Origin of the sequence: Kineococcus indalonis, from assembly GCF_009906395.1 — a bacterium.
Taxonomy (GTDB): domain Bacteria; phylum Actinomycetota; class Actinomycetes; order Actinomycetales; family Kineococcaceae; genus Kineococcus; species Kineococcus indalonis.
On sequence record NZ_JAAALM010000004.1, the window covers coordinates 1 to 14,835 of the forward strand.

Annotated in this window: 12 protein-coding genes; 7 read left to right on the top strand and 5 right to left on the bottom strand. The window is 73.5% G+C overall.

The window, feature by feature from the left end:
* The 6 genes from GTR00_RS22705 to GTR00_RS00535 form a co-directional block, all read left to right on the top strand.
* Positions 1 to 255 (top strand): hypothetical protein (locus tag GTR00_RS22705; RefSeq protein WP_205704751.1); only part of this gene is annotated, 255 nt, incomplete at its 5' end.
* Positions 242 to 1,747: an SCO6880 family protein gene (locus tag GTR00_RS00515; RefSeq protein ID WP_166609715.1), complete on the top strand. Its 1,506-nt coding sequence runs from the start codon at positions 242 to 244 to the stop codon at positions 1,745 to 1,747. The genes GTR00_RS22705 and GTR00_RS00515, both read left to right, overlap by 14 nt.
* A gap of 205 nt (positions 1,748 to 1,952) precedes the next feature.
* Complete coding sequence (locus tag GTR00_RS00520; RefSeq protein WP_205704752.1) at positions 1,953 to 3,725, top strand: hypothetical protein; 1,773 nt, start codon at positions 1,953 to 1,955, stop codon at positions 3,723 to 3,725.
* Positions 3,722 to 5,629, top strand: a complete 1,908-nt coding sequence (locus tag GTR00_RS00525) for a type IV secretory system conjugative DNA transfer family protein (RefSeq protein ID WP_166609716.1) — start codon at positions 3,722 to 3,724, stop codon at positions 5,627 to 5,629. The genes GTR00_RS00520 and GTR00_RS00525 overlap by 4 nt, the downstream gene beginning before the upstream one ends.
* On the top strand, positions 5,626 to 6,360 hold the full coding sequence (locus GTR00_RS22710; RefSeq protein ID WP_205704753.1) for a DUF4913 domain-containing protein: 735 nt from the start codon (positions 5,626 to 5,628) through the stop codon (positions 6,358 to 6,360). Before GTR00_RS00525 ends, GTR00_RS22710 begins: the two co-directional genes overlap by 4 nt.
* Before the next feature lie 283 nt (positions 6,361 to 6,643).
* The gene (locus GTR00_RS00535; protein ID WP_166609732.1) at positions 6,644 to 7,843 is read left to right on the top strand and encodes an IS30 family transposase; all 1,200 of its coding nucleotides are present in this window, start codon (positions 6,644 to 6,646) and stop codon (positions 7,841 to 7,843) included.
* A gap of 110 nt (positions 7,844 to 7,953) precedes the next feature.
* Here GTR00_RS00535 and GTR00_RS00540 read toward each other — a convergent pair whose 3' ends face one another.
* The 3 genes from GTR00_RS00540 to GTR00_RS00550 are packed head-to-tail and all read right to left on the bottom strand — an operon-like array spanning position 7,954 to position 11,449.
* Positions 7,954 to 9,480: a hypothetical protein gene (locus GTR00_RS00540; RefSeq protein ID WP_166609717.1), complete on the bottom strand. Its 1,527-nt coding sequence runs from the start codon at positions 9,478 to 9,480 to the stop codon at positions 7,954 to 7,956.
* Between the two features lie 34 nt (positions 9,481 to 9,514).
* Positions 9,515 to 11,134 (bottom strand): relaxase/mobilization nuclease domain-containing protein, encoded by a 1,620-nt coding sequence (locus GTR00_RS00545; RefSeq protein ID WP_407659562.1) that lies wholly within the window; start codon positions 11,132 to 11,134, stop codon positions 9,515 to 9,517.
* Positions 11,135 to 11,143: 9 nt separating this feature from the next.
* Positions 11,144 to 11,449: a MobC family plasmid mobilization relaxosome protein gene (locus GTR00_RS00550; protein WP_205704754.1), complete on the bottom strand. Its 306-nt coding sequence runs from the start codon at positions 11,447 to 11,449 to the stop codon at positions 11,144 to 11,146.
* Between the two features lie 345 nt (positions 11,450 to 11,794).
* Here GTR00_RS00550 and GTR00_RS00555 point away from each other — a divergent pair, with 345 nt between their 5' ends.
* Complete coding sequence (locus GTR00_RS00555) at positions 11,795 to 12,157, top strand: hypothetical protein (protein WP_166609720.1); 363 nt, start codon at positions 11,795 to 11,797, stop codon at positions 12,155 to 12,157.
* A 411-nt stretch (positions 12,158 to 12,568) separates the two neighbouring features.
* Here the strand turns inward: GTR00_RS00555 and GTR00_RS00560 are convergent, their stop codons facing one another.
* Positions 12,569 to 13,117: a hypothetical protein gene (locus GTR00_RS00560; protein ID WP_166609721.1), complete on the bottom strand. Its 549-nt coding sequence runs from the start codon at positions 13,115 to 13,117 to the stop codon at positions 12,569 to 12,571.
* Positions 13,118 to 13,864: 747 nt separating this feature from the next.
* The gene (locus GTR00_RS00565; protein WP_205704755.1) at positions 13,865 to 14,374 is read right to left on the bottom strand and encodes a DUF6573 family protein; all 510 of its coding nucleotides are present in this window, start codon (positions 14,372 to 14,374) and stop codon (positions 13,865 to 13,867) included.
* Positions 14,375 to 14,835 lie beyond the last annotated feature (461 nt).

The window sequence follows — 14,835 nt, forward strand, 5'->3', positions numbered from 1 at the left end:
GCACCGCCGGCCGTCGGGGGCGCAGCGGCCGGCGGTGCGGCAGCTGGCGGCGCAGCCGCCGGGGGCGCAGCAGCCGGCGGAACGGCGGCCGCAGGTGCGGCCGCCGGCGCAGCCGCAGGACCTGTGGGCCTGGCGGTCGCGGCGGGCGCGGAAGTCATCAAGGGCGCCAAGGCCGTGGGCCAGAAGGCGGCGCAGGTTGCCAAGGACAGCACAGAGAACGCAACCAACGAAGGGGACCCCAGTGGCAGCCGTTGAAGCCCGACAGGCGCGCACGTACGGCAACTTCCGCCAGCCGGAGAAGGCCGGCATCGGCACGCTGCCGCCGGTGCCCACGGCGGTGCTCCTCGGCGGCTTCGTGTTCTTCATCCTGAGCATCGTCATCCTCGGGGTGCTCAAGTCGCTGCCGATCCTGCTGGTCACCGGCATCCTGGTCGCCTTGCTGGCCATCCGCGACAAGCACCACCGCAACGCCGCTCAGCGCGCCACCGCGCACGGGGCGTGGTGGCGGGCCCGCCGCCTGGGTGCGCACCTGTACCGCTCCGGGCCGCTGGGCCGCACCCCCTGGGGGACCTTCCAGCTGCCGGGGCTGGCCTCGAACACGCAGCTGTTCGAGCACCTGGACTCCCTGGGCCGCCGCTTCGCCCTCATCCGCGCAGCCTCGACCAACCACTACACCGTGGCCTTCGCGGTGCAGCCGGAGGGCAACGCCCTGGTCGATGACGAGCAGGTCGACAACTGGGTGGCGAACTGGGGCGCGTGGCTGGCCACGGTGGGCGACGAGCCCGGTGTCGTGGGCGCCCAGGTCACCGTGGAGACCTCCGCTGACACCGGCAGCCGCCTGCGCCGGGAGGTCGCGATGCACGCCGACCCCAACGCCCCCGCGTTCGCGCAGGCGGTGCTGGCCGAGGCGGCGCGCACCTACCCGGCCGGTTCCGCGACGGTCAAGGCGATCGTCACCCTGACCTTCACCTCCTCCTCCTACGGCGGCGGCCGCAGGCGCAGCCCCGAGGAGATGGGCCGCGACCTGGCGTCCCGGCTACCCGCCCTGGTGGCCAGCTTGAACGCCTGCGGTGCAGGCGGTGCCCGGCCGATGAGCGCTCAGAAGCTGTGCGAGGCGGTGCGCATCGCCTACGACCCCGCAGCCGCCCAGCTCATCGACGACGCGCACGCCGCCGGCGAGGTGCCGCTGCTGCGCTGGTCCGACGTCGGCCCCGTGGCCTCGGAGGCGAGCTGGGACAGCTACCGGCACGACTCGGCGCTGTCGATGTCGTGGGTGATGAGCCGGGCGCCGCGCGGCGAGGTCTACTCCACCGTCCTGGCCAAGCTGCTCTCCCCGCACCACGCGCTCACGCGCAAGCGGGTCACCCTGCTGTACCGCCCCTACGACAGCGGCCGCGCGGCGGCCATCGCCGAGATGGACAAGCGCCAGGCCGACTCGCGCGTGTACGGCTCGCGGCGTCCCTCGCAGAAGGCGCTGCTGCAGCAGCGCGCCGCGGCGGCCACCGCCAGGGAGGAAGCCGTCGGCGCCGGCCTGGTCGACTTCGGCATGATCGTCACTGCCACGGTCAGCGACGCCGCCCAGCGCGCCGAAGCCGTCGCGGCCATCGACAGCCTGCAGTCCAGCGCTCGTGTCCTGCTGCGCCCGGCCTACGGCGCGCAGGACTCCACCTTCGCCGGCGGCCTGCCGCTGGGAATCATCCTGTCCGAGCACGTCAGCGTGCCCGAGGTCCTGAAGGGGTCGATCTGAGGTGCTGGGGCCCATGCGAAAGCGCACCAGCAACCGCACCAGCCAGCCGGACACCCAGCAGGCACCGCTCCAGCAGGCCCCACGCCAGCAGGGGAGCGGCGTCGACGGCACCGCAGCGCAGACGCGCTCCAAGGGCGCCACCCGCGCCCTCCCCACCGCACGCCGCAGCTGGCGCGGCTGGGGCGGGCGCGGAGGAGGGGCAACCATGCACATCGACGCCCCCAACAAGTTCCGCGCCTCCACCGTGCAGGCCTGCGGGCTGTGGCCCTTCGCCGCCGGCGCGGGAACTCCGATGGTCGGCGTGCCGATGGGAGCGCACCTGCAGACCGGCGCCACCGTCTGCTGCGATCCGATCTCCTGGTTCCAGCGCGCCCGGCTCATCCCTCAGCCGACGATGTTCGTCCTCGCCAAGCCGGGGCTGGGCAAGAGCACCGCGATGCGGCACATGCTCACCGGCCAGGCCGGCTACGGCGTCCTGCCCCTGGTGCTCGGTGACCTCAAGCCCGACTACGTCGCCCTCATCCGCGCCTTGGGCGGGCAGGTGATCGAGGTCGGTCCCGGCCGCGGTCACATCAACGTGCTGGACCCCGGCGAGGCCCGCGCCGCCGCCGCGCGACTGACCGGCACCGCCCGCGAGGCGGTGCTGGCCGACGCGCACGACCGCCGGCACCAGATGATGGCCTCCCTCATCACCATCAGCCGCGCAGCTCCACCCACCGACCGCGAGGACACCATCCTCGACCGGGCGCTGCACGTGCTCGACTCCCGGTCCTCGGGCACCCCGCTGCCCCAGGACCTGCTGCAGGTCATCCGCGAGGCCCCCGAGGACGTGCGCCTGGCAGCCCTGGACCGCGGCGACTTCAAGAAGTACCAGGAGCTGACCGAGAACCTGGAGGCCACGCTGGTCGGCATCAGCTCCGGCACCGGGCGCCTGGGCGGCATCTTCGCCCAGCACACCACCACCCCGGCGCGCCGCGACCTGCCGCTGGTCTACGACCTGTCCTCCATCGGGGACGGGCAGACCGACCTGCAAGGCGCGGCGCTGCTGGCGTGCTGGTCCGACGGCTTCGGCATGGTGCGCACCGCCAACGCCCTGGCCGACGCCGGGCTCGAACCCCGCCGCCACTACATGATCGTCATGGACGAGCTGTGGCGGGCGCTGCGCGCCGGGCGCGGCCTGGTCGACCGCGTCGACGTCCTCACCCGGCTGCCGCGCACCCTCGGCGTGGGCACCGCCATGATCACGCACACCGTCGGCGACCTCGACGCGCTACCGGAGCAGGACCGCAAGAAGGCCGTCGGCTTCATCGAGCGCTCCTCCATCGTCATGTGCGGCGGACTGCCCGAAGCGGAGATGCCCAAGCTGACGCCCATCGTCCCGCTCTCGCAGGCCGAGCAGGACCTGCTGGTGGGCTGGACGGACCCGCCGGCGTGGGATGCCGGGGAGGAGCTGGACGAGGCGAGCACCGCCAAGGCCGCCATGGGCATCGGCGGGGGCACCGACGGCGGCGACGAGCTCGCCACCGCCGACCCCCCGGGCATGGGCAAGTTCCTCATCAAGGTCGGCGGCCGCCCCGGCATCCCCGTCGAGATCGCGCTGACGTCGGCGGAGAAGGCCGTCAACGACACCAACAGCAAGTGGCACGTGCGCTCACGCATCGGAGAGGGCGCCATCGACGCCCTGATCGACGAGGAGAACCTGCGCACCGTGCGCCAGGCCGACGAGGCAGCCGTGCCGCTGAACGCACCCGGCGAGGTCGACGAGGCCGAGTTCGGCGAGGACTGGACCCTGCCGGCGACCCCACCGGAGCCCCAGCCGGCCACTCGCCCGGCCGTCCAGCAGCCGAGTCAGGTCCTCCCGGTGCCCGAGGTCGACCTGACCGCTGCCAGCGTCGCTGCCGACGGTGACGCGCAGCCCGACGCCCGGCTCGATGCCCACCCCGGGGCCTACCTCGAGACCCAGAAGGAGCTGGCGTGAGCGCGCCGTCCCGGCGCCGCGGGCCCGGCTCGAACGACCCGGCGCAGCTGCTGCCGTTGTTCGTCTTCGGCGCCTTGGCCCTGGCCGCGGTCGGGGTGTGGCTGACCCTGGAAGTCGCCGCCTTCCTCGACAGCACCCCCGGCCCCGCCTCCAACAACCCCTTCGAGGTCAGCATCGGGCTGTTCACGGGCAAGACGACGTGGACGGGCACCGCCACCAAGGTGGCCGTCGGCGTCGGCGTCCTGCTGCTGACGCTGGCCACCCTCGTCATCGCCCTGGTGTGCCGCGCCCTGCGCAGGCGCGTGCGCGTCGATGCCGCCGCCGCCCACATGGGCCGTGGCGGCGAGATCGCCTCCCTGTCCAAGCGCGGCGCTCTGGCCGCTGCCACCAGGCTGTCCATGGAAGGTCAGCCGGGCCAGCTGATCGCCAACAGCGTCGCCGGCGGTCAGCCTCTGTACGCCTCATGGGAGGACGTCTGCGTGGACATCTGGGGCCCGCGCACCGGCAAGACCACCTCGCGGGCTGTGCCCTGCATCGTCGCCGCTCCCGGCGCCGTGCTGGCCACCTCCAACAAGCGCGACCTCGTCGACGCCACCCGCGACCTGCGCTGCGACTTCGGCTCGCGCGGTGTGTGGGTCTTCGACCCCCAGGGCATCGCCGGTGAGCCCGCCGACTGGTGGTGGAACCCGCTGACCTACGTCACCGACGAGGTCAAGGCCGCCACCCTGGCCGGTGTCCTGGTCGGCGCCGCCCAGCCGGAAGGGGCCCGCAAGGACGCCTTCTTCGACAGCGCCGGGCAGTCGCTGCTGGCGGCGCTGCTGCTGGCTGCGGCCGTGGACGGGCGCCCCATCACCGACGTCTTCCTGTGGCTGACCGACCCCACCGACGAGCGGCCTGCCGAGATCCTCAAGAGGCGCTACCCGCTGGAGGCCGCCGAGCTGTACGGGCACATCAACTCCGCCGACAAGCAGCGCTCCGGCGTGTACGGCACCGCCCGGCAGACGGCCAGCTTCCTGCGCAACCGCGCGGCCACCCAGTGGGTCACCTCACCCAGCCAGGCCGGCGCTCAGGCAGGGGCTGCGCGCGATGTGCGCCGGGAGTTCAACCCGCACGACTTCGTGGCCAGCAAGGACACCCTGTACCTGCTGTCCAAGGAGGGGGAGGGCACCAGCGGGCCGCTGGTGGCCGCTTTGACCGTCGCCGTCACCGAGGCCGCCGAGCAGCTGGCCACCACCCAGCCCGGCGGCCGGCTGAGCACCCCGATGGTCGTCGTGCTCGACGAGGCCGCCAACGTCTGCCGCTGGAAGGAGCTGCCGAACAAGTACAGCCACTACGGCTCGCGCGGCATCCTGCTCACCACGATCCTGCAGTCCTGGTCGCAGGGCGTGGAGGTGTGGGGTGAGCGCGGGATGAGCAAGCTGTGGAGCGCGGCCAACGTGCGCGTCTACGGCGGCGGCGTGGACGACCGCGACTTCCTGGACCGCATGTCGGCCACCATCGGCGACTACGAGCGGACCCAGATTTCCTCCAGCTCCTCGCGCCACGGCCACACCACCTCCCGCCAGGCGGTGCGCGAGAGGATCCTGGACGTGTCCGACCTGGCCGCTTTGCCCAAGGGCCGCGCCGTGGTCTTCTCCTCCGGCAACCGGCCCGTCCTGGCGCGCACCGTGCCGTGGATGAGCAGCCCGCACGCCGAGGCGATCCGGGCCTCCATCCGCGCGCACGACCCGGCCGCTGAGCTGGTCATCGCCGAGGCCGAGCAGTCCCTGCACGAGGTCCGCGCCCGCGAGAGCGGCGCCCCCCTCACCATGCCGGCCACGACGGCCCCTGCGCCGAGCACCGCGGACACCATCACGGGCACCAGCACCCCCACGGCTCGGACCAACCGCTGGCTGAAGTCGTGAGCGGGGTGGGGGAGTGGGACGAGATCGACGACGTCCTCGACGGCGCCTTCAACGACGACTTCGAGGCCGACGTGGACGACGGCCTCGAGGACGAGGGCACCTCCGCGGGGTGGACGCCGGCGCCCGCAGCGAGCGGGCGGGACGACGCGGTGACCACGGCGCTGACCGCGGCCTTGGCCGGCGACGCGTTGCGCCAGGGCGTCGCCGAGGCCGTCACGCGCGCGGTCGGCGCCCGTCTGGACGCCCTGGCTCGTGAAGCGGTCAAGGGCGCTCTGACCGACAACGTCCTCGACGAGCTGCGTGAGGCTGCCGAGCACGCCGTCGAGGACGAGCTCACCGGTCGGGGGAGCACGCAGGGCACGGGCAAGGGTGAAGCTGAGCCGCAGCTGCAGTACGACTCCGTCGTCGACTTCGTCACCGACTTCCTCGCGCCCACGTACGGTCGAGCTCTCAGCAGCAGCCGCATCTGGTGCCCGCAGTGGTGGTCGCACGCCGAGGCCTTGTACCGCCTGGACGCGCTGTGGCGATCGTGGGAGCACCTGCGCATGGACGCCGCCACCGGCTCCTCGGTGTGGCTGCGCGACCACGCCGACCACCACATGGCCGTGCTGATGAGCGACAGCGGCCCCTTCAAGGGGTGCTCACCCGAGAAGGGTCACCGCCAGCGCGACCCGGACAACGACTGGTCCACGCTGCCGTTGGCGCCGCCGCCGCCTGGACTGTTCGACTGAATGGTGAAGGGCCCGTCTCCTGCAGCGTGGGTTCTAGCGGTCCCCGCAACACCCTGGATGTCAGGGAGTTGCGGGAACCGTGTCGTTGGAGCAGTCACGAGCGAGGTTCTTCCAGGTCCTGGATGAGCAGGACGGCAACGTGCGGGCCGCTGCCCGCGTGCTGGGCATCAGCGCACACACCGCGGCCGGTTGGGCGCGGCGCGCCGGCGTTCGCGGCCGGGGCAAGGCGGGGGCCGCCCCGCACCCGGGCCGGGCGCGCTACGAGGCGCTGCGCGCGAGCGGGCTGCCTCGCCGGCGCGCCGCCGCGCAGGCCGGGGTCCACGAGCGCACCGCGAGGGACTGGGACCACGGCATCGGTAAGAGCAACGGCGCGCGGGTGCTGCCCGATGGCCGCCGCATCGACTACACCACCGGTGTGATCACCATCGTCTCACCCTTCCCCTCGCCCCTGGCGGGAGTCGGTGGGCCCTCGCTGGCCGCGCTCGAGGCTCGGCTGCACCCGCGCTTCCTGACGCTGGCCGAGCGTGAGCAGATCGCCGACCGGCACCGGCGCGGGGAGTCGCTGCGCGCGATCGGGCGGGCGCTGGGTCGGGCGGCGTCCACGGTCAAACGCGAGATCGATGCCCGCTCCATCGCCGGGGACTACCGCCCGCACGCGGCCCAACGCGCCTGGGCCACCAGCCGGGCCCGGCCCAAGACGGCCAAGCTGGCTCAGGCGGGGCCGCTGCGCGAGTACGTGGCCGCCAAGCTGGCGCTGCGCTGGTCCCCGGAGCAGATCTGCCACGCTCTGATCGTCGACTTCCCCGACGACGAGGGCATGCGGGTGAGCACCAAGACGGTCTACCAGGCCCTCTACGTCCAAGCCCGCGGCGGGCTGCGCCGCGAGGTCGCTACCGCGTTGCGCACCGGGCGCACCCGCCGCAAGCCGCACCGCAGCCTGCAGGCGCGCACCCCGCGGTTTGTGGAGGAGATGGTCATGATCTCCCAGCGGCCGGCCGAGGTCGCCGACCGGGCGGTGCCCGGTCACTGGGAGGGTGATCTGATCGTGGGCACCGGCTCACGCTCGGCGATCGTGACCCTGGTCGAGCGCGCCAGCCGCTACGTGCTGCTGGGGCACCTGCCCGGCGGGCACAGCGCCGAGGAGGTCCGTGACGTGCTGGTGCCGTTGATCGCCACGCTGCCGGCGCACCTGCGCGCCTCGCTGACCTGGGACCAGGGCTGCGAGATGGCCGCGCACCGGCAGTTCAGTGTCGCCACCGGCGTCCCGGTCTACTTCTGCGATCCGCACCCGCCCTGGCAGCGCGGCTCGAACGAGAACACCAACGGGCTGCTGCGCCAGTACTTCCCCAAGGGCAGCGACCTGTCAGTGCACAGCCGCGCCGACCTTGAACACGTCGCCCAGCAGTTGAATGCCCGGCCACGCAAGACGCTCGGCTGGGCAAGCCCAGCCGAGCGTCTGCGTGATCTACTGACAGCCACATAAGCCTCAGGTGTTGCAAGGACCCTAAGAATCCGCCCAGGAGACGGGCCCTTCACCATTGCTGCGTCAGGCGGCTGCCCGCGACGACAGCGCGCAGAGAAGTGGACCGCCACTCATCGACCGCGTGCCTTGTTCTGCTCCTGCTGGCGGCCGTCCATGCCTGCGGAGCGCCGCGCCTTGGGCGCCTTGGTGGGGCCCTGGGTGACCGCCTCACGCGGGTGCTTGCCGTTGCCCTTGTCGGCCGTCAGACGCGCGTGCACGGCTTCCTTGTCGCTGACCGACTCCAGCTTGGCGGCCAGCTGCCCGCGTCGCTCGGCGCTGTCGTAGGCGGGCTTCGCAGCTGCGCCGTGCACCTCGCTGGCGCTCCGGCCGGCGCGTGCGGCGCCGCCAGTGCGCTCACCGCGCGACGGCGCGGGCTCGTCTGTCTCGCGCTGCTCTCGGCGCTCCTGCCGGTCGGCTTCGCGCACCGCGCGCTCTCCGCGCTGCTGCCTCTTGTCGGCCTCGCTGCTGCGCTCCGTGTCGTTGGCGCCTCCCGGCTGCAGCCGGTCCCAGGCGGCGGTCAGGACCTGCCGCAGCTGCTCGGTGGCAGCCGGCTCGCGCAGCTGCGCGAGCTCCCCGGCCAGGATGGCGTCGCTGGCTGCGCTGCGCAGGAAACCCTTCACCGGGGTGAAGTCGTCGCCCAGGCGGTCCACTGCACGCATGACGTCCTCGCGGGCCTTGGCGCCCTGCTGGCCCTGCTCGCTGCTGCGCTCATCGCCGCGGTAGCTCAGCAACGCGGCGGCGGTCTCCCGCGCGCTCTCCAGCTCCGCGGCGCTGGTGCTGCCGCGGCCGGCGGCGGCCAGCTCGCGCACCTGAGCGGTGCGCACCTGATCGGCGGACAGGGCGCCGATCAGACCGGCGATGCCGTCCAGTCCGGCCTCGCGCGAGCCCACCGACCGGCTCACCCGCTCAGCCGCCTGAGCACCACCCTGCTCGCCGGCCCGTTCGCCGGCCTGCTCGGCTGGGCGCTGCTCAGCTCGCCACGTCTCCCACGCCTGGATCAGCTGCTCACGCCCGGCGGCGACCGCGCCGAGCGTGTCGCTTCGCTGGTAGTCCGTGGACCAGCTCGGGTAGTCGAAGCCCGCCTCGCGCGCCGCGCTGGTGGGCGCCCACGCTTCGGCGGCGCGCAGCTTGTCCGCCTCGCTCAAGCGCACCTCGGGAGCGGCCGCCAGCGCGGTGAAGACGTCTCCCTCCACCCGCTGCAGGTCCATCCCGTAGCGCTCCCGCACCTCACCGGCGATGCGCTGGTGCGCGGCGCCGGCCTGCCCGTCGACGTCACGCCAGGCCGTCGCCAGCTGGTACGCGGAGGCGATGTCACCGGCGCCGGCCCGCTCCCACCAGGCGCCCTGCTCGATGCTGCTCAGCTGCGCGCGCATCGCAGCCCGCTCGGCGTCCAGGCGGGTCTGCGACTGCACGGCCTCATCGCGCTTGTCGGCTTCCTTCACCCGGTCCCGGCGCTCCGCCTCCCGGATCAGCTCCTCCGCGAGGCGGCCCGCGACGGTGACACCGCCCCGGATCGCGCCCTCGAACATCTCCTCGACGCCGTCGCTTTCCTCAGCCATCGCTGCGCTCCTCACCTGGTCGTGGACCCGGTCCTGCACTCACCGGTGTGTGGTTGGTCGTGTCTGTCCTCGCTTAGCGCTCCAGGTGCTCCCCGCGCCCGTCGTGCGGTGCTCTGGGTGCGCTCCGCGCGCCACTGCCGGCGTGCTGCGCTGCGGCCGCTGTACCCGGCTGCAGGCGCGTGGGCACCGGTGAACCCGGTGCCCGCTGGGCCCCCGTCGTGCGCGTCTGGGCGGCCGCACGCTCGCGCGTGGCGCGCATCTCCCGCAGCACCGCCGGACGCTGCTGACCATCGCCCGGATCGGGCAGCGCGGCGGCGATGGCGCGCAGCTGGTGCCGCGCCACCGAGGCCACCGCAGCTGCGCTGCGGGCGTCACCGCGCGCGCTCATCGCGTCGTGCACGGCCTTCATCGTGTTGGCCAGCTGGCGCAGCATCACCGCCTGCGCCATGCGGCTGGAGCCGCTGTCCGATGCCACCGCCAGGGCCAGCACGGCACCGTGCACCGACGGCATCGCGGAGGGCCTCGGTGTCGCGCGGTGAGCGCGCACCTGCGCGAAGCGCGCCAAGGCTCGGGACGTCTCCGCCAACGGGCCGGGGGTGGTCTCCACGCGGTGCGACCACACCGCGAAGACACCCGCGGTCTCCCGCGCCACCTGGGTCCAGGTGGCGTGGTCGTCGACGGGGACGGCGCGCAGGTACTCACGCAGCTGCGCCACCTCCTCGGTGTGCTTGCTCCACTGCTCCGGCGACACCGGCCGCCGCGCACCGCGCTCGGTGCCCTGCTCCAGGTGCTGCGTCCGGCGCGAGCGGCGCCACTCCACGACCGCGGCGCTGGCCGCCTCGGGGGTGTCCAGCCACTGCTGGCGCAAGCGGGGCAGGGTCAGGTCCCGCGCGAGCTGCCCGCCCCCGAGCCAGTACGGCTTGGCCCCATCGGTGGGGCGCAGGGCGACCGAAAATCCCGTGACCACGTCATGGCGCCCGGCTGCGTAGCGCGGCCGCACCAGCACCCCCGACGCGCGCAGGTTGCGCACGAAATCGACCTCGCTGGTCGCCTCCGCGGAGGCAGCACGCACCTGACGGGCAAGCCTCACCCGCTCCGGCTCAGCGCCGGTGCGCCGCGCGCGCTCCAGCTCCGCCGGCTTCAACCCCCGCTCGCCGGTACCCAGCTGCCGCGACTCCAGGACCTGCAGACCGTGCTTGCGCTCCAGCTCCCCGGCCAGGCGCTGCGCCTTGGCGAAGTCGTTCCATACGTTGGCCTTCGTGCCGTCCTCGCGCACCAGCGAGAGCGCCAGGTGGATGTGGTCGTTGCCGTCCTTGGACAGGCCGTGCCGCACCGCCACCCACCGGCACGGCGCCTTGCCGGACGTCTCGGTGAAGCCCATGCCGTCGACGAAATCCCGGGCCACGGAGGCCCACATTTCGTCGGACTGCACGCCCTCCTCCGCGCTCAGCGACAGCGAGCAGTGCCACACCGAACCACCGGCGATCTCCACACCCAGCACCTTGCGCGGTGCGTCCAGCTGCTCGGCGATGGCCATGGCGCTGGCGTGGTCGAGCTCGGCGTCGTCGTGCCACGCCATGATGGCCGCGTCTCCAGCCACCAGGTGCGGTTCGCTGTGCTCGTTCGCCTTGCCCGGGCCCACCAGGTAGGCCATCAGGCCCTGCAGGCGCTCACCGCGCACGACGTTGGGCATCACGCTCGCTCAGTCCCTCAACAGCTGAGCGTCGAGGCGCTGCACCACGCGCCGGACTGCGGCCAGCGTCGCCGACGCCTCTAGCGGGAAGGGCCCGCCGGCGTTGGCCTGGCGCGCCAGCTGGTTGACGTTGTTGGACACACCGGCCAGCAGACGGCGGATCGCGAACAGCTCCACCGCGGACTCCTGGCGCTGCGAAGCGGTGACCCGGTCGGTGCTCAGTGCCGACTCCACCAGCAGGCGCGCCACCGTGATCCCGCCCTGCTCGTTGCACTTCACCAGCAGGGCCAACTCCTCCTCGGGAGTCACCTTCACCACGTGCCGGTGAAGTCGCGGACCCTTGTCCGCGTTGGCCCGCCGACGGCGAGAAAACCTGATGCGCGCGGGCGCTTCGTCCGCCATCGCGGCCACCTCCTTCTACACCCAGCGGAGCGACCCCGGATCCCGGGGACCACACGAAGTGTGCCCCGTGCCGAGACGCATGTCGAGGCACGGCCCCACTTAGGGCACCTAAGTGCATAACTTGCTCCGCAGAGCTTCTCGGGTGGTTTTCTCACCCGAGTGCGTGCCGGGGGGCGGGATGGGCACCGGAAACCCGGTGCCCATCCCGCGCCGTGCGTCATCTGGTCGTCTCTACTGACAGTGCAGTAGAGTCGCCTTATGGCTACTGCGGTCGATGACATCGAGTCGGGTCTGCGGGCCCTGAACGAGGCCCGCATGAAGTGCGCGGCGGCTCTGGGGCACTCCGCCCGCGCTCTGGAGAGCGCGCGGGCGGAGCTGGTCGAGCGAGAGCGTGAGTACGCCAAGGCGCACAGCGACGCGCTCAGCGCCGGCTGGACCGCGGCGGAGTTGAAGAAGGTGGGCATCGAAGAACCGGAGCGCCGCGCCCCCGGCCGCCCGAAGGGTGCGACCACGCGCCGCAACCGCACGGCGGCCGAGTCCGCCGCTGACGCGGCGGGCTCGGCCGCCGCGACCGATGCGCCGACGCCGGCCACGGACAAGGCGGTTCCCGCTGTGGTCTGAGACAGGAGAAACGGCAGAGGCCCCGACGCATTCGCGTCGGGGCCTCTGCCGTTTGCCGGTGGTGCAGTCAGCACCCCTCGCCCACCTGTGGACGGCACGAGCCACCCCACTTCGCTGCTCGTCCCGCCCACAGGTGGACGACGGGACCCACCGGCCCAGCTGCACCCAGCTGGCACAGCACCTGGCCGCTTCGTCGCACCGAAGCGTGCGCCAGCCGGGCACAGCTTCACGAGGTGCAGCGCCGGGAACGACCCACGCACGCAGCCGGCCGCGCCGGCGGGGGAGCGCGAGGGGGCGCAGCGCCCCTCGCCCGAATCGTCGCGCCGGCGCGCAGCGCCGTCCGTGCCCGCGCCGGGCGCTGAGCGTGCGGTGCTCCCGGCGCTGTCAGCGTCGGGAGCACCGCACGGGGTGTCAGCGGTTCTTCCACTCCGGCAACACGCCGCGCGAGACGGCGGCGTACACCAGGCGGGCCAGGGAGCACCGGTCGTCGTGCTGCATGGCCTCGCGCGCCCACAGCTCGGCGGCGATGGTGTTGTCCTGGTCCCAGGCGATGAACGCCTGCACGGCCAGGGCGCCTGCGTGCTCGGCGTCGTTGCGGGTGGCCTCGTCGAGCACGCGGCCCACGCCGTCGATGATGCGGTCGCTGATGTCGGGGTCGGGGGCGCCGCTGGCGAGCAGACGGCCTGCGGCGTCGTCGGTGAGGGGGTCGGTGTGGCCGGTGGTGGGGTCGCCCTCGGCCCAGCTGCCACGGTGGGCCAGGACGAGCAGCGGGTCGCGGCTGCTGTGGTGCGTCAGCGCCGCCGCCAGCGCGGTGCCGGTGATGGTGTCGTCACCGCGCACCCACGCGATCCACGCCTGCGTGCTCGCGCGCAGGGCCTCGGCCTGCTCGCCGCTCAGTGCTGCGGCGACGGGCAGGGCGTCCAGGCCGGTGACGTCCGCCAGGGTGCGAGCCTTGTTCACGGTGGGTCCTCTCGTTGCTCGGTGCTGGCACCGGGTGGTGCGAGCAGGTGAGCCGGAGAGCGGCGGTGAGTGCGGCCTCGGCTGGCGCCGCCGACCGCTCACCGCCCCCTCCCGGCGAGGTGAGATCAGGACCGGAGCGCACGACGGAAGGCACTCGCAGGGCGCGGCGTAGCCGCGAGTCGAGGAAGCCCCGCAGGGAAGACGATCTTGGGGCGGGCGCGCGGTCGGCGGCCCGAGGAACGAGGGCCGCAGCGCCCGGCACAAGATGGTCTGGACCGCAGGAGTCGAGCGCAGCGAGCTCGACTTGCCGTGTCGTGCGCTCCGGTCAGGATCGAGCGCCGGGAGGGGCAGGAGCGAAGGAACGCCGGCGCGAAGCGCCGTCCTGGCGGCGAGGTACGAGCCGCACCGGTGCTGCGACCGGGTGGCACAGCCGACCGGCGCGTGGAGGGGTCGGGGTCATCCGCAGGGCGCGGCGCAGCCGCGAGCCGGGGCAGCCGCAGGCCGAGCGAGGAACGAGCGAGCCCGGCTTGATGCCGGCACCGCAGCCCGCCAGGCTGCCGGGCCCGGAGCAACACCAGAGGGCTGCGCCGCCGCGCAGCGGCGACCGTGCCCACGAGGAACGAGTGGGCCGGCGGGGGAGCGCGAGGGGGCGCAGCGCCCCTCGCCCTGCGCGGGTGGGTTGAGGCGTCGGCACCGGCGCGCACGCGGCTGGTGCCCGCCGCCGACGGCGGCGGGCACCAGCTCCGGTCAGCTCTGCCCGGGCAGCATGATGGTCAGCACCGGCTCCCCGGCGTCCCCGCGTCCGCCATGCAGGAACAGCTCGACGTCCTCGCCGTGCACGCACGCCCGGTCGGCGGGCACCCGGTGCACGGTGAACGGCACCGGCGCGCTGCCGCGCGCGGCGAGGGCGGCGTAGTGGGCCAGGAAAAGCACGTCGTGCAGCCTGCCCGCCTCGTCCTGCAGTGGGTCGGGGTTGGCGCGCTGGGCGGCGGCGTCCCAACGCACGCAGTCCGCCCATGCCTCGGCGGTCAGGGCCACGGGAAACGGCAGGCCCGCCTGGCGCACCTGCTCGGCCGGGGCGGCGCCGAGCACGCCGTCGCGCAGCGCGTCGGCGCGGGTGTAGACGTGGATGGGCTCGCCCCAGAACGCGCGCATCGCCTCCTCGTGGCTGCGCTCGCCCAACTCGGCGGCGACGTCGGTGGTCGTGCCGATGGTGGTGCCGGTGCTACCGGTGCTGGGGTCGATGTGCTGGCTCACGATGGTCCCTCTCGTTGCTCGGTGCTGGCACCGGGTGGTGCGAGCAGGCGCGCCGGAGGCAGACGGTGGCGGCTCGGCGGCTGGCGCCGCCGACCGCTCACCGCCCCCTCCCGGCGATGTGAGATCAGGACCGGGCAAGCACGAGGAAAGGCACCCGCAGGGCGCGGCGCAGCCGCGAGCCGAGGACGCCCCAGAGGGAAGACGATCTTGGGGCGGGCGCGCAGTCAGCGACCGAGGAACGAGGGAGCAGCGCCCGGACGAAGATGGTTCAGCACGGCGGGGTCGAGCGCAGCGAGCTCGGCTTGCCGTCTCGTGCGGCCGGTCAGGATCGAGCGCCGGGAGGGGCAGGAGCGAACAGGGCGCCGGCGCGAAGCGCCGTCCTGGCGGCGACGCAGGAGCCGCACTGGACCTCGACGAGAAACGAGGAGAGGACCAGCCACGGCACCGCCGCCGCGCCAGCG